General features: G+C 55.4%; 8 protein-coding genes. 5 read left to right on the top strand and 3 right to left on the bottom strand.

Annotated features, from left to right (window positions below; genetic code table 11):
* Positions 1-50 precede the first annotated feature (50 nt).
* From HDF09_RS09965 to HDF09_RS09950, 4 genes are all read left to right on the top strand, one after another.
* Positions 51-3,440 carry a TonB-dependent receptor gene (locus tag HDF09_RS09965; RefSeq protein WP_260181056.1) on the top strand — a complete coding sequence of 1,130 codons (3,390 nt, stop codon included), beginning with the start codon at positions 51-53 and terminating at the stop codon, positions 3,438-3,440.
* A 78-nt stretch (positions 3,441-3,518) separates the two neighbouring features.
* Positions 3,519-4,331 carry a GntR family transcriptional regulator gene (locus HDF09_RS09960; protein WP_183765392.1) on the top strand — a complete coding sequence of 271 codons (813 nt, stop codon included), beginning with the start codon at positions 3,519-3,521 and terminating at the stop codon, positions 4,329-4,331.
* Positions 4,324-6,492: a family 20 glycosylhydrolase gene (locus HDF09_RS09955; RefSeq protein ID WP_260181055.1), complete on the top strand. Its 2,169-nt coding sequence runs from the start codon at positions 4,324-4,326 to the stop codon at positions 6,490-6,492. Before HDF09_RS09960 ends, HDF09_RS09955 begins: the two co-directional genes overlap by 8 nt.
* A 157-nt stretch (positions 6,493-6,649) precedes the next feature.
* Positions 6,650-7,825 carry a tetratricopeptide repeat protein gene (locus HDF09_RS09950; RefSeq protein WP_183765389.1) on the top strand — a complete coding sequence of 392 codons (1,176 nt, stop codon included), beginning with the start codon at positions 6,650-6,652 and terminating at the stop codon, positions 7,823-7,825.
* A gap of 751 nt (positions 7,826-8,576) precedes the next feature.
* On the opposite strand, the gene HDF09_RS09945 is transcribed toward HDF09_RS09950, so the two are convergent.
* A complete protein-coding gene (locus tag HDF09_RS09945; RefSeq protein ID WP_183765386.1) occupies positions 8,577-9,920 on the bottom strand; it encodes a cytochrome P450 in 1,344 nt (447 codons plus the stop codon).
* 161 nt (positions 9,921-10,081) lie between these two features.
* On the bottom strand, positions 10,082-11,218 hold the full coding sequence (locus HDF09_RS09940) for a fatty acid desaturase family protein (RefSeq protein ID WP_183765368.1): 1,137 nt from the start codon (positions 11,216-11,218) through the stop codon (positions 10,082-10,084).
* A 524-nt stretch (positions 11,219-11,742) separates the two neighbouring features.
* Here HDF09_RS09940 and HDF09_RS09935 point away from each other — a divergent pair.
* The gene (locus HDF09_RS09935) at positions 11,743-15,057 is read left to right on the top strand and encodes a fatty acyl-AMP ligase (RefSeq protein ID WP_183765365.1); all 3,315 of its coding nucleotides are present in this window, start codon (positions 11,743-11,745) and stop codon (positions 15,055-15,057) included.
* Here the strand turns inward: HDF09_RS09935 and HDF09_RS09930 are convergent.
* Complete coding sequence (locus tag HDF09_RS09930; protein WP_183765361.1) at positions 15,044-15,667, bottom strand: hypothetical protein; 624 nt, start codon at positions 15,665-15,667, stop codon at positions 15,044-15,046. The genes HDF09_RS09935 and HDF09_RS09930 overlap by 14 nt on opposite strands.
* Between the last annotated feature and the right edge of the window lie 196 nt (positions 15,668-15,863).

The raw sequence follows: 15,863 nt of genomic DNA, 5'->3' as shown, positions 1-15,863 counted from the left end.
ATTCCTCTGCAAAGAGGACGAGTTTCATCAAACGGTACTCCTGTCTGTTGATGATGATTCTGCTTGTGTTCGCTCTACCGACGCGCGGACAGGAGCTGGCAGGAACCTTCACCGGTACGGTCACGGACACCACGGGAGCCGTGATTCCGCATGCCCTCGTGACCATCACACTCAATGGAGTGGACGGCAACTCTCGCGTGGTGCAATCGAATGATTCTGGCAACTATACCGCCACCAACCTTCCTGCCGGAACCTATACGATCACCGTCTCGGTTCCGAGCTTCGAGAAGTTCTCGGATCGTAACGTCATCCTGAATGTTGCGCAGAAACGAACCGTAAATGTACAACTGAAGGCCGGATCCCAGAGCCAGACCGTGACGGTTGAGGATAACCCTGTGACTGTCGAAACGGAGAGTAGTTCCCAGGCCGGGACCATCTCCGGAACGCAGTTGCGCGAGCTAGAGCTGGTCAATCGCAACTTTCAACAGTTGGTTACGCTGCAACCGGGGGTTGTGAACCTGCTCGGCGATCAGCCCGGCTTTGGCGGGATCAATAGTACCTCTGCTGTTTCGATCAACGGAGCACGCAGTACAGCCAACAACTGGTCGGTGGACGGGGCCGACGTCAACGACAGCGGCTCGAATGCCACATTGCTTAATATCCCCAGCGTCGATGCGATTCAGGAGTTTACGCTGGAGCGAAGCTCCTACGATGCGAGCTTTGGGCGCAGCGGCGGCGGCCAGGTCCTGGTAGCCACCCGATCCGGTACCAGCTCGTTCCATGGCTCAGCTTATGAGTTTGTGCGCACGGCAAACACAGACGCAAACACCTACTTCAACAATCAACTAGGTATTGCACGCGCCCCAGATCACTACAACAACTTCGGTTTTACCCTGGGTGGACCAATCTATATTCCCCGCGTCTACAACACTGGCAAAACGAAGACCTTCTTCTTCTGGTCGGAGGAATGGCGCAAGATCACAAGTCCCAATGGAGAAAACGTTGCGGCGCCTACCGCGGCACAGCTGGGCGGCTCGTTTTACGCAGCGAGTGAGCCGAGCGCACCCGCCGGTTGCATAACAGGATGGACACCTAACCCGAATACGGTAGTAGGGGGTGGCACGGGCACCATCAATCCCACCTGCTTTAGCGCAAACTCCAAGGTATATCTTTCGCAAATTTTCAGTAAGAACCAGGCCAACGCCACGGCCGTCAACACCAACACCGGCTTTATCGGTGGCAGCCAGATCTCGTCTTTCTCTACGTTGAACAACTTTCGCCAAGACCTGGTTCGCGTGGACCACTACTTTAACGACAAGCTGCATTTCTTCGCTCGCGGCATGCAGGATGACGCACCCAGCAATCAGCCTCTGGGGCTTTGGGGGGGAACTAACTACCCAGGAGTTGTAAATGTGGGCATCAATGCTCCTGGTAAGAATGTCGTGGCCAACCTTACCTGGACGATCTCTCCGAAGATGGTGAATGAGGTAGAGTTTGCCTATTCGCAGGGAACAATCAAAGGCGCGCTCTCCGGTCCAGCAAACTCATCCTCCATCCTCTCGTCGCTGACCAACAACCTGGCCAACCCAGACCCCTACGGACGCATTCCGACTGTGAATATATTGGACGGATCAGTCACCGGCGTTTCGCAAGGCAGCGCTCCATATTTTGAAAGAAACCTGGATCGCAATATCTTTGACAACTTTTCGGTGACTCTGGGGAACCACACCCTACGCGCAGGCGTAACGGCTCAGCAGCTGTTGAAGACGGAGGACGCCTCTGAGGGTAATCCAAGCTTCACCTTCAATAGCTGGGGAGACTTCCTGCTGGGTAATGTGAATCAATACACGCAGGCCAATCGGGACATCATCCCGGACTTGCGCTTCTGGAACACGGAAGCCTATGTTCAGGACGATTGGAAGGTGAGCCACAGGCTGACGCTGAATCTGGGCCTTCGCTGGACACGATTCCCTTCGCCTTCCGACGCAAAGAATACTTTGACCAACTTCGATCCGTTGGTGTACAAGTCGACTCTGGCCCCGGCCCTCGACAACACCGGAAACTTTGTGCCTGGGCAGGCCTTCCCGCCTGCGATTTACACCAATGGGTTGATCTTTCCCCAGGGTGCTGCCTGTACAGCCGCCAAGGCCATCTCGGCGCAGGTCACCTGCTCTCCTTATGGTAGCAACGTGAACCCCAACTACAACTGGAACTTTGGACCACGTGTGGGCTTTGCCTACTCTCCTTTTGGAGACGGCAAGACCGTTCTGCGCGGCGGATTCGGTCTCTTCTTCGATCGCACGCTCAATGGTATCTGGGAGCAGAATGCATTCGGAGACCCGCCGCTGGTGCAGACGACTACAGTGGTCAACGCGTCGTTTGACAACCCGACGGGAGTTGGTTCTGCTGCGCCTCCGGCACTAGGACCGAACGCGCTGACAACAACAGGAACCCCCGCCTTCAAGGTTCCCTCGTATTCGGATTACAACCTGTCGGTGCAACAGCAGCTGGCCCCGACAGCAACCCTTGAGATCGCGTATGTTGGCTCGCAGTCTAGGCACCTACTCGGCGAACTGGATCTGAATCAGCCGACGCTCTCCACCCGCGTGGACAATCCCCTCTCACCTCTCAACAACATACGCCCCTATTTGGGCTATTCGGACTTCCACACAAGGTTGCCCATCTTCACCTCCAACTACAACTCACTACAGGTATCGCTGAATCTTCGGACGACGCGCGATTTGACACTGGGCGTCGCCTATACCTGGTCGAAGAATCTGTCATCCCAGACCAACGACCGCGGCACTGCAAACACCTATACCTATGATCCGAAGCTGGACTATGGACCTTCTGGGCTGAACGAACCGCAGATCTTCATCGCGAACTTCGTTTACAAGGCGCCGTTCTTCCGCCAGCAGCATGGACTCACTGGGCATGTGCTTGGCGGCTGGGAGCTCTCAGGCATCACCTCCTTCAACTCCGGAGTATCGACGACCGTCACTCAGGCAGTTGACCCATTCGCGGGAACCTACCCAGGCGGCCTGGGCATCTATAGTCCGAACGCTGACATTGTGCCTCGTGCCGATCAGGTGGCTCCAGTTCACATGATCAAGACTCAGGCTCAATGGTTCTCGACCAGCTCCTTCGCCACTGCCCAGGGTCACTTTGGCAGTGCAGCGCCTGGAAGTTTCTTGAGTCCGGGCGTGGAAAGGATTGATTTGGGTTTGTTGAAGAACTTCAGATTCACTGAAACTATCAATCTTCAGTTGCGTGCTGAGGCCTTCAACCTCTTCAATCACACCAATTTCGGCAATAGCGGCGGAGGTGTTGGTTCGACACTCAATGGCATAGATGTTGCTATTGGAGACAGCCAATTTGGACAGGCCACAAGCACTCGTATACCGCGCACCATGCAGTTCAGCGGAAAAATATACTTCTAACAAGAACACATGGTTGCGAAGGGTGGACCACGCGATGCTTGCGTCTGGTCCACCTTTGCGAGCAGACACTGTGAGCGTATGACTACAACTCCGTCTCAAACAGCCTCAACGGTGCGGTCGCTCGACAAGAACGGATTTGTTCCCTTGTACTACCAGATTCAGCGCGCACTGATGGAAAAAATTCATTCAGGAGAACTGCGGAGAGGAGATCTTTTGGCTTCTGAGGGGGAGCTTGCGCGTTTCTATCAAGTAAGTCGGGTGACAGCGCGGCAGGCTCTGCAAGGACTGAAGGCTAGCGGCTATGCGTTTAGCCAAAGGGGGCGCGGTACCTTTGTCACGAAGTCTAAAATTGAAGAACAACAGTCGCAGTTACGCGGCTTCACGGAGGAGACTATGCAGCGCGGCATGGTGCCATCCTCGCGTGTGTTGGAGCAGAGAGTCGTCGATGCCAATAGCGAATTGGCCGAGAACCTGGAAGTTCAAGTTGGAGCACCCGTGATGATACTTCGTCGCCTTCGTCTAGCCGATGGAACTCCCATGGCAGTCGAGAAAACCTACGTCTCGCTCGTGCAATTTCCGGGTATCGAACGGACTAACTTCGCTGAGCAGTCGCTCTACCATACCCTGCGTGAACAATTTGGTGTTCGTGTGGCCTGGGCGGCTGAGGCAATCGAAGTTCTGGCGGCGACACGGGAAGAGTCGGAGCTATTGGACATTCCGGCAAAAACGAGCGTGTTGTCGATCTCGAGAAACACAATCACAGCAGAGCAGACGCCGATCGAAGTAACAGTCTCACGATATCGCGGCGACCGATATCGCGCGCTGATTCGTATTCCTGCGGCAACAATCCATAGAGGCGAGAGAGTCTACGAAGAGGGATATTTTGCATAAGGAAGATATCGCAAGCAGCAAACGGAACACCATACAAAAGCAACCTTATTCGTTACGATTTCCTTTTTGCAGATTAGCCCCGAGACGGTTCAACCATGAAGAGGGTGCCATGTTTAGTTTTAGTATGATGCGCACCTGTTGCGCAATTTTTGCGCTATGTTTCGTGCTGCTTGGCAGCAAGTCGTCAGTGCTGGCGCAAACGGTGCTGCCCGTCATCCCTCTTCCTGCGACTGCAGTACAAGGGTCGGGGAGTCTGTTAGTCGATCATGGGCTGCAGGTTGTATTCGAGGGCCATACTGAGCCGCGCCTGGAACGAGCGCGAATACGTTTCTTCGATACTCTATATCGTGAAATCGGGATTCCCGGAGTGCCCGCCTCGCCTGTCAAGAGAGAGCAGTTAGTCATCAAGACCGCCGGGCCGAGCGCAGCCGTGCAGCAGCTTGGTGAAGATGAGTCTTACCATTTGGAGATTACGGCAACAGGGGCACTCCTCACTGCGCCCAATCCTCTCGGCGTCCTACATGGGCTGCAAACTATTCTGCAACTTGTCCACAGCACCCCTGAAGGATTTGCAGTGGAAGCAATGACGATCGATGACCGGCCACGCTTTCCCTGGCGCGGACTGATGATCGATGCAGGCCGGCACTTTATGCCGCTCGATGTGATTCGACAGAATCTCGATGGCATGGAAGCGGTGAAGATGAATGTCTTTCACTGGCATCTCTCAGAAGACCAGGGCTTTCGGATTGAGAGCAAGACCTTTCCTTTGCTAGAGGAAAAAGGCTCAGACGGTCTGTATTACACACAGGATCAGGTTCGAGGCATTCTCGAGTACGCTCGCGACCGCGGCATTCGCGTCGTCCCGGAGTTCGACATGCCGGGTCACGCAACATCGTGGTTTGTCGGGTATCCCGATCTGGCGAGTGGTAGCGGACCGTACCAGATCGAACGCCACTGGGGAGTCTTTGATCCGGCAATGGATCCTACCCGTGAGAGCACCTATCAGTTTCTCGACCAGTTCATCGGGGAGATGACGGCGCTTTTTCCAGATGCCTACTTCCACATCGGCGGGGATGAGTGCAACGGTAAGGAGTGGGACGCTAACCCACGCATCAAACAGTTCATGCAAGCGCACCATATCCAGGATGACGCTGCCTTGCAGGCCTACTTCACGGGCAGGGTGCAGAAGCTCGTCACCAAGCGCCACAAGATTACGGTGGGTTGGGACGAAGTCTTACAGCCAGACACACCCCACGATGTCGTTATCCAGTCCTGGCGCGGCCAGGATTCGCTGGCAGAGGCTGCACGGCGGGGCTATCGCGGGATTTTGTCAGCAGGCTATTACGTTGACCTGAATCAATCGGCAGCCGATCACTATGCAGTGGATCCTCTGGTGAACGGCACGGTCGCGCTATCCTCAGCGCAGATAGCCAATGTCCTCGGTGGTGAGGCGACCATGTGGACGGAGTATGCCACACCCGAGATCGTAAACAGCCGAATCTGGCCGCGGACTGCCGCCATCGCGGAGCGGCTTTGGTCGGCTCAGAGTGTGAAAGATGTCAACTCCATGTACCAACGTCTCGACGTTCTTTCACAAAAGCTCGCGTATTACGGTTTGCCATACCAAAGCGTCCGCGAGCAGATGCTGAGGCGTCTGAGTGGCTATTCCGATCCAGCTGCTCTGCAGGTACTTGCGAGCGTGGTGCAGCCGCCGAGGGATTACGCTCGAGAGGGGTTGAAGTCTTATGATGTCTTCTCCCCTCTGAATCGACTTGTCGATACGGTTCCCCCCGAAAGCGACAAGGCACGGGAGTTCAATGAGGTTGCTGCGCGAATCGCAACAGGAAAAGCCGTCTCGGGAGATTGGCAGAAGACGCGGCAATGGCTGGTGTTGTGGCGAGACAATGATGCAGCTCTCCAGCCTTCGTTGGTGAAATCCTCATTGACCGCCGAGTTAGTACCGCTGTCCCGCAATCTCTCGCAGGCTGCCACGATCGGTCTACTCGCCCTTGATGCCTTGCAAAACAGCACGCCGGTAAATGCCGAAACGCAGAAGAAGCAACTGTCCGAACTCAAGGAGTTTGAGAAGCCAGAGGCCGTCCTGTTGAACAGGATCGTCCCGGGAGTGGAAGTGCTGGTACAGGCAACCAGGACTCAATAGATATGTGTTTTGAGGAGCACGACCTGATCTCTCGTTCCCCAATTATCGATTTACCCCAACGGCTGGAAGACTGAGGACGTCAGTCCACTGAAACGATGCCGTTGCGTGTCACGCTTCCGCGAGAGAAAATCGGAGCGGATGTAAGGGGAGATATCTATTGAGTTACAGGTTAGCTATCTGGCTGGCACTGGGGATGGTCACCTGGAGTCCTTTGGTACAGCCACAGGGCGATCCGACACAGGCGGCGCTTCCACGCGATCAACAACAGAGCGCGACTGAGTCCGAAGCGACCCTGATTGCCTTATCGAAGGCCCATCCAACGAAGGCCGAGCCTTTTGCCCAGTTGGGCCTTCTTGAAGCCCGCCGGGGCCACTATCCGCAGGCGATTGTCTTCTATCGTAAGGCCATGGCGTTGAAACCCACGATGCCTGGCCTGCGTTTGAACCTGGGCCTGGCACTCTTCAAGGATGGCCAATACAAACAGGCTATTCAAACCTTCACTCCGCTGCTCAGGTCACAGTCGCCGTCTTCACCTGAGAGGCAGCGCCTGACTGTGCTGGTCGGAATGTCGCACTATGGCCTGGGCGAATACCAGGCTGCAGTACCGTATCTGAAGCAGGCTGCGGACCGTGACGGGCAAAATCTTTCGCTGCTCTTGACGTTGGCGCATAGCTGCCTGTTGTCGAAGCAGTATCAGTGCGTTCTGGATGCCTACCACCGGATGGTTGCACAAAATGCCGAGTCCGCCGAGGCCGATATGCTGGTTGGTGAAGCGCTAGACGAAATGAAAGATACGATCGGCGCGACGCGGGAGTTTCGCGCCGCAGTTCAGGCCAACCCGAAGGAGCCTAATGCGCACTTCGGACTAGGCTACCTCTTGTGGACGCAACGGCAGTACCAGGAGGCTTCCCAGGAGTTTCAGGCCGAGCTCGAGAATACGCCGGATTACCCCCAGGCTATGCTCTACCTGGCCGATGCGGATATTCAATTGAACCGCAATGAAGATGCCCGGTCCTTGCTGGAAAAGGTGGTGAAGATCGACCCTGCAACTTCTATGGGGCACCTCGATCTGGGCATTGTCTACGCCGAGGCCAACCGTGAGGAGGACGCGCTACGAGAGTTCAAAGCGGCCGCTCAACTCAAGCCGGATGATGTGAATGTCCACATGCGGCTTGGGCGCCTGTACCGTTCGATGGGGGAGGCAAGTGAAGCTAAGAACGAATTTGACAAAGCTCGTAACCTGAACAGAACCACCCACGATGCGCTTATTACTGTGATGTCCAGCGCTTCCGACAAAGATAAGAAGTCTCCGACGAATTCACCTGCCAAATAGCAACCAGAGTCGAAGTTCTGCGTTTCGTTGAGAAGTTCGGGGTTACATGGAGATTCATTGGCGCTGAACGACGCTAACCCCATCCGTTTACAAGAGTAAGGTCGGGGATGTTCTGTTTGGAAGAACGTGCATAAAGGCGGTGGCATCGTGGGCAGCATGCACCGTTGATGGGTTTTGTGCCCATTTTCAAAAATTGGACGGATGTAGCTGATTGAGAATTTAGTAGGCATGAGCGGATTCGAACCGCTGACCTCTACCGTCTCAAAAATTTGGGCAACCGCTAACTTATTGACTCTGAAAGGTCCTCGTCGCTCACAAAGGCCCTGAAAGTATCCGTAGAACCGCTTATTGTTCCCGGATTGTTCCCAGAAATCGGTTTTTTGCTCCCACGCTCCAGATTCGAACCTACTGGTTTTGGATCATCGGTTCAGTCTTCTTTCATCCCGATCAGGAGATTCTCGTAGGGGGGATGACGGTCGGTTACTCGCTTCATCATTTTTCCTGATAATGCTCGTACATTGAGAGTTGTTCGGCGATTCGAATCCAGAGACTGCTTTGGGTGAGTGCTGCACACACCCCTTTCCGTTTTTACCACCGTTTTGCTCGGCTTTCTGGGAGCGGTAGCGGCCATCCTCGTGTTCCTGCTCCTGGTTGTCTGGATCGGACGTAGCAGCTGGGACGGTTTGGGATGTTTTCGACCGTACGGTGGTCGTGTATTGGTCGCGTGACCCTCCGAAACCTTTCACGACTATTAAAACTCAGGCCAGTTCCCCACCGGATGGTATTTTGGCGAGGACAGGTCGCGTGCGATTGCCTTGCTGAAGGTCATCCGGATTCCTTGCTTCGGTCGTAGGATGACCATCGGTCGAGCTTCGATCGTCTGGCCTGGGGTCAGCTGAAAATCATATTTTCTGAGCAGCTCGCTCAGAATCATGAGGATCTGCAGCATTGCGTAGTGATTCCCGATACAGACCCGCGGTCCGCCTCCGAAGGGAAGATAGGTGAAGGGCGTGCGCAGCTTGTCGCTACCTTTGATAAAACGTTCCGGGTCGAAGGTCTCAGGACTCTGCCAGTGGGCCGGGGCATGGTGCGCGCCGTACACATAGACAATGACCGTCGATCCCCGGGGTATGTCGATGTCCCCTACCTGATCGTCCGCGACAGCCATGCGGTCGATCATCCAAAACGGCGGATAGAGGCGGAGCCCCTCCTGAATGACCTGCGTGGTGAATTCGAGCTTGGGAAGGTCGCCGTGACTCAGAGGCGCTTCGCCCAGCACGGAATCAAACTCCTGCCTCACCCTTTCCAGGCAATCAGGACGCGAACTCAAGAGATAGAGCAACCACGATAGGCCGTTCGACGATGTTTCATGGCCAGCGACCAGAAGCTGCATACTCTCGCTCAGCACCAGCTCATCGCTCATGCCATCGCCGTCGCTGTAGCGCGCATCCATCAAGGTTTGCAGCAGATCATGGCCGGGCTCCTGGTTGCGGCGTTGTTTGATGTACGCCATCAGAATGCTGTCAGCGCGGACTCGCATCTCTTCGTGTTTGCGCAATTCGCCGGAAGCAGCAAACCATGGATTCAGGTAAGGCTGAAGGGTTTGACGAACGATAAATTCCTGGACCGTGCAGATGGTATGGCTGACGAGGTCGATGTCTTCGTCCTTCAGCTTGGCGCCAAACAGCGACCGGGCGACCATCGCAAAGGTCATCTTCATCAGGTGGGGGTAGATATCGACGGGGCCGGCACTGATTTGCCGGTCGAAATCCCGGAGCGACTCGGTGAGAGACTCCTGCATGATTGAGGACAGAGCATCAAGTTGCTTTCGATCGAAGCCCTTCTGTATAAGCCGTCGCTGCGTGCGCCAGGCTTCGCCGTGGGTCGTCAAAAGCCCCTTTCCCAGGAAGTGGCCCATCCGTTTTACCTGAATCTCGGATTTCTGGTAATTCTCCGCGTTGGTCTTCAATACATGCTGAATGACCGCTGGATTGGTCGTAATGATGACCTCTTTGAGACCACCCAGGTAGAACCGAAATGTATCGCCGAGGCGTTCCGTGTACTTCGACAAAACTCTTACGGGGTTTCGAGCCATCGCAGGCGAATCCACAAAGGAGCGAAGGCGGGAGACAGAGGGTACAGGTGACGGCAACGTCACACCTCGCGGCTAGGCTGCTGGCCCAGAACGGTGAGAGATTTCAGGTAGTTTGCCGGAGTCGGTAGGGTAGTCATAGGTAAAAGACGAAAGGCTCAAAATCAGTTTTCGTTGCCCAGTTGCTTCAAAAGTATCAGATGATGCCAGATTGCGCGCGTCATGGTGGAGTGTTGACGATAGGGAATGCCAAACTCTTCGGCGGTCTCCTTCACAATCCGGGTAAGTGGAGCATAGTGGGTGTGGCACACAAAGGGGCACAGATGATGGACGATGTGATGGTTGAGCCCGCCCACGAGCCAGCTCACGACCGGGTTCGTCGTCGCGTAATCGGCCGTGGTCGCGAAGATGTGATATACGCCGTTGTCAAACTCGCCACGGTCCGAGGGAAAGTACGTGCTGTCGACAGTGTGCGTAGTCTGGAATACCAGCGATACAGTCGAACCGACGATTAAATGGACTAGCACGAACGCCGCAGCAACTAACAGAGGCGATTTCCCCAGAACCACCACCGGCAAAATGAGCATGTACGTGAGGTAGAACGCCTTCCCCGCAAAGAGGATGGCGTATTCCCGCACCGGATGCCTGGTCCGGCTCAGATAGTCGTGGGACGGAAAGAAGAAGCACTCAAAGTCCCTTACGAAAACATAATCCAGCGAGAACAGCGCGTACAGGAACAGCCCGTAGATGTGTTGGAACCGCTGCAGGGGCTTGCGGGGTTCATGGGGCGTAAACCGAAGGATGCCGCGTCCCGTAAGCGCGTCGTCTTCGCCGTGGACATTGACGCAGGAGTGGTGGCCTCGATGGTGGAGGATACGCCACATGTACGAGTTTATTCCGCAAACATCGAAGACATAGTTCAGTGTCTTATTGACCGACGGTACAGAAGAGATCGCGTTGTGGTTGCTGTCGTGGGCGATGTTCAGCAAGAGGAATGTCTGGGCGAGGCCGCCCAAAAGATAGAGGGCAACAAACTTCCATGAATCCGGCTCGAACGCGTAGAGAGCAATCCAGCTGCCTGCCAGCACTGCCAGACCCGCTGTGATCTTGACCCACATCGTGCGGTCGGCTTTGGGAGAAATGTTCCCGTCGGCAAAGAACTTGTCGAGGCGCCGGCGTAAGACTTTCGGAAAGGAAGAGACACCTGCAGGGCCGTCGACCGACTGCTGCGGCAAGGCCTCAGATGGTACAAGATCGCCGATATCCGGGGTTAGAGTGATAACCGCTTCTGTCTCAGACACCCGGGCCTCCGCAATCATATTTATTAAGTCCGACGCATCCAGGTCAGGTAGCAGCGGTGGCCGAAGCAAGCAGCGGATCTGTTGCCCCGCCCTGGCAGCGTACAAAGTCGATGCTAGCGCGAAGACTTAATCGGAATCAAGGAAATTCGGACCAGACGGAGCTTGCGTGGTGCGTCGGCTCTTGAAAAGCGATGACGCGTCGCATTTCTTCGTGGCTCTGCTAACATAACCGATAGTCGTATAAGGCGAAGATGCTTTGAACAGGGCAGCCGCCTTGGCGGGGCACCGCAAGACTTCCTCGTTCTCGTGCATTCGGCCATCAGGACACTTACCCCTGACCGGACGAGCGACGCACTCGGCACAGTATGGTTATGCATTTGTTTTCAAAGTCGACCCGCACTCTAGTTCCGCACTCCGAGACTCAGTCGGTTTTGCCTCACCAGGGCCCGGGCAGCGGTAAGACGTTTGGTTTTTTTTACGTACTGAGTTTTTCTACTCAAACCTCGGGGTATTGCTGATCTATTATGGCGTCAATCTTAGACCAACTGGATAGGCTGGGGGACGAGCACCCGCACAAACTCCTTTATTCATACCTTGACCTGAACGGCAATCCAATCGAAAGCTACACCTACGCGTCGTTTCTCCGGCGGACGAAGGCGATCGCCGGACACTTGCGGAAAGGGCGTCGTTTCGCGGCGGAGGACCGGATCCTGCTCGCCTACCCGCCGGGGCTCGAAATGATCTGCGCGTTTTTTGGTTGCGTGCGCGCCGGATTGATCCCCGTGCCCGTCTATCCCCCTAGTTCTCGTGGCTTCCAGAGCGCCCTGTACAAAATGGTGCACATCGCGAAGGATTGCCAGGCGGCCGGGATTTTAACCAGCAAGGACTACCACGCATCTCTGAAGACGAATCTCACCCGAAGTGGAGTCTCGGCGTCCGGCGTCGACGTCGACTACATCTCCGGTCTTCCGTGGATCGTCACGGAAGACTTCGTGGATACAATTTCGGACGAACCTTTTTTCGGCACTTCGGAGATTCTGTTTCTCCAGTACACGTCGGGGTCGACGATGGAGCCCAAGGGCGTGATGGTGACGCACGAAAACATCCTAGAGACCTGTCCGCTCGTGATCGACCATCCCTCGCCAGTAGTCGTATCCTGGCTTCCGCAGTATCACGATATGGGGCTGATCGGGTGTTACCTTTATCCCGCGCTGAAAGGCGGCACGACGTACGGTTTTGCTGCCACGGACTTCATTCAGCGGCCGGTCCTGTGGTTCGACGCGATACAAACCTATCGGGCCACCGCAACGGCAGCCCCCAACTTCGCTTACGACTATTGCCTGCGCGCCAAGAGGCTTTCCAAGGAGAGTCTGGAAGGTTGCGATCTCAGTTCGCTCCGCGTGTTGATGTGCGCCGCGGAACCCGTAAAACCGGATACTTTCACACGGTTTCTGGAGGCGTTTCAGCCCTTCGGGCTCAAGTCAGAGAGCTTTTATGCCGCCTATGGGCTCGCAGAAAATACTCTGGCGGTTTCGCTCGGCGGCCGCAATATCGTTTCCGTCAACAAACGTGCCCTCGCGCTCGGGAAGGCTCGCATGACTACCGAGGTCTCCGAAATCGGCGGGGCCACACAGATTGTCAGTTGTGGAACTCCCCTCCCGGGTTTTGACGTTAAGATCGTGGATCCGGAACAGCACGTCGCACTGACTGCAGGCCATATCGGCGAAATTTGGATCGCCGGAAGCGGTAAGTGCCTGGGTTACTGGAATAATCCGGAAAGGACCCTGAAGCAGTTTCGTGCGCGGTTGGTAGACGATAGTCCCTATGACGATGGCTACCTTCGGACCGGTGACATGGGATTCTTCCACGATGGCGAGCTCTTCGTGTGCGGCCGCATCAAGGACATGATCATCCTCCGCGGGCAAAACTATTACCCCCAAGATCTCGAGAACGTTGTGGAGAGGGCGTCCAGCCTGATCAGGAACCATTGCGTCGCCGCTTTCCAGATTGACGAAGACAGCGAGCCTGCGCTGGCAATCGTGGCCGAAGTGAAAAATCCTAAGGCGCTTCCGGACGCGCGGAAGATTGCCGCTGCGGTCCGGAGTTATCTCAACGTGGAAGTGGCGCTGATCTCCTTTATTGCGCCTCGTGCGATACCGAGAACCAGCTCTGGCAAGATCATGCGCCATAAGACCAAGCAGATGTGGCTGGATGGCCAGTTTAGTGTTCTTTCCGATTTTTCACGGGAGAAGGACGCCGGGGTGTGCGCGTCCGATTCTGACATCCAGTCGTCTTTCGACATATTGAAAGCCAGGTACAACTTGACAGGCACGGAATCATACAACCTCATCGAGGCTGGGCTTGATTCCCTGGATCTTGTCGTGTTCATGCATGAACTCAAAGAGCTTCTAAAGGATAAAGGCGCCGAGATGCTTGCGAGGCAGGTAGATATCGGTGTCATTCAGCGTGTCAGCGTGGCCGAGCTATTTCAGCTGGCCGAACAGTTGGAGAGTGCTCCGAAAGAAGCACTGGAGATGCTGCGTCATTCCCTGGCGGCGTTCCGTGAAGAGCAGCGCACAGCGGAAAAGCAGATGATGAGCGACGACAGAAAGCTCGCCTTCGTGCCTCCGGCGCCTACGTCGCTACCCGAGATGCCGGTCCTGAATCATATTCTGCTGACGGGCGGTACCGGTTTCATCGGACCGTTCCTCATGAAGAGCCTTCTGGACCAGACGCGTGCGAAGATTTATGTTCTCGTCAGGTCTTCCGACGACGTTCAGGGCAGGCAAAGACTGAGGGCGGCGATGGGATCGATGGGGCCTTGCGGGGCCGTGCTGATGCAGATGTTCGAGTCTCGCGTGATTCCCATTTGCGGCGATCTCGGGCTACCAAATCTAGGCTTGACGCAGGACGTCTGGGATTTCCTCGCCAATGAAATGGATGCGGTGTTTCACAATGGCGCCACAGTGAACTACCTGTTCAACTACGATCGCATGCGTGACGCAAACGTAATGGGGACGAACGAAGTCTTGAGACTGGCATTCGAGGGTCGGACCAAGGAGTTCAACTACGTCTCGACTACCTTCGTGTTTGGCTGGGCCGTGAAGAGCGTCCTGCATGAGACCGACATGAACCAGGACATGGAGCTTCTTGATTTCGGTTACAGCCAGACCAAATGGGTAGCCGAACAGGTGGTTGCAGACGCGCGCGACAAGGGACTTCCCGTGCGGATCTTCCGTCCCGCCCTAGTGAGTCCGTCGGTTACTGGCGGAGGCAACAACTTCGATATCGCCGTTCGCTTAGTTGCGTTCATGGTGAATCACGGTATTGGAGTCGATGCCCTGAACCAAGTGAGTTTCGTTCCCGCGGATATTGTGGCGAACAACATCGTTGCGATTTCAACGACACCCGGCACTGAGAATAAGACGTTCCATGTGGTGCGGGACGATTACGCGAACATGTTGGACATTACCGGACTCATCACTCAGGCGACGGGACGTCAATTCGAAATATTCAGCATCTCCGATTTCGTTCCCGAGCTGATCCGGAGATGCCGGAAGGAAGATCTTCTCTTTCCGCTTCTGGACTTCCTGGTTGGCTCCGTGGACAACATCTCCGCGATGGAGTTCAAACGCTATGACAACTCCTGCTATCAAACGGCCCGGGATGCCTCAAAGTGGGGCAAAGCGGATCCATCTCTCGAAGATACGGTCAACGGCATTCTGAAATTCATGCATCGCAAGGGGATTATCTCGGTTGCGGCCGGTGAGCCCAGTGCTGTGTCACCGCCAGATAATGAGATGGCCTGCACGGATTCATCAGCCGCTACTGCTTTCTAAACACCAGCTTCTCGGTTATGCGCTGGCCGGTTTCCAACGTCCCTGTAGTGGTTAACGTCATCTGGTGCCCGTCACCGGAAACGATCCACCTATCCTTTTGAGCGACTTGATCGCCTCGCCGGTAGATCGAATCCACCGTGTGAGGATCGACCAGCTCAAGCGTCACGGTATCGTTGCGCGAGTTCTTCAGATCGTACTGCTTCCCGTCAAAACGGGCCGTGTAGCTGAACTCACCGGAAAAACGGACCCCGTCCTTTCCGTCCGGCTCGATCTTGAGCACTGTCCCTTGCCGCATACGAGTCTTGCTGAGGTCTTGCTTCCACTCGCCAGCGAATAGGTCACGGGCGCCCTTCGCACCTCCGCTTCGTGTCCAGACTGTGACCTGATCGAGATGGCCTTTGCTCGCAGTCGTGATCGTTAACTCGTTCCCATCACTCGAAAGTTTTTCGCGGACCGTCGCCACGACTGCTCCGTCCTTCTTCTCCTTCACCTCTGCCTGCTTCTTATCGATCCTGCGCAGTTCGACTTGATTGAACGCTGGATTGCTTGGTACGGACGAGTCGTGTCCGTCGAATTTCGCTGTGAAATCGAGGTGGGTCTCGCCCGACATGACGACATGCACGCCATCATTTAGAGATGTGATGGAGAGTTTGCTGGGAGGATCCAGAGCAGACTGTGCCGAGACAAGCGTCCAGGAGCCAACGCGGGGGTCAGAGGCTCCAACTTCAAGGGTGGCAACCAGGGCAAGAAACGCGAATTTAAGGATTGATCCTCCTAATCCGATAGAACCAATTTAGCAGATTCGG

Source organism: Edaphobacter lichenicola (assembly GCF_014201315.1).
GTDB classification, from domain to species: Bacteria; Acidobacteriota; Terriglobia; order Terriglobales; family Acidobacteriaceae; genus Edaphobacter; species Edaphobacter lichenicola_B.
The sequence above is the reverse complement of the archived record's forward strand: the minus strand, read 5'-3'. Positions and strand labels throughout refer to the sequence as shown.

Excerpts from the sequence above, each read along its gene's own strand:
- HDF09_RS09965 (WP_260181056.1), top strand. The coding sequence starts at position 51 with ATGATGATTCTGCTTGTGTTCGCTCTACCGACGCGCGGACAGGAGCTG.
- HDF09_RS09960 (WP_183765392.1), top strand. The coding sequence starts at position 3,519 with ATGACTACAACTCCGTCTCAAACAGCCTCAACGGTGCGGTCGCTCGAC.
- HDF09_RS09945 (WP_183765386.1), bottom strand. The coding sequence starts at position 9,920 with ATGGCTCGAAACCCCGTAAGAGTTTTGTCGAAGTACACGGAACGCCTC.
- HDF09_RS09935 (WP_183765365.1), top strand. The coding sequence starts at position 11,743 with ATGGCGTCAATCTTAGACCAACTGGATAGGCTGGGGGACGAGCACCCG.
- HDF09_RS09930 (WP_183765361.1), bottom strand. The coding sequence starts at position 15,667 with ATGTCGGGCGAGACCCACCTCGATTTCACAGCGAAATTCGACGGACAC.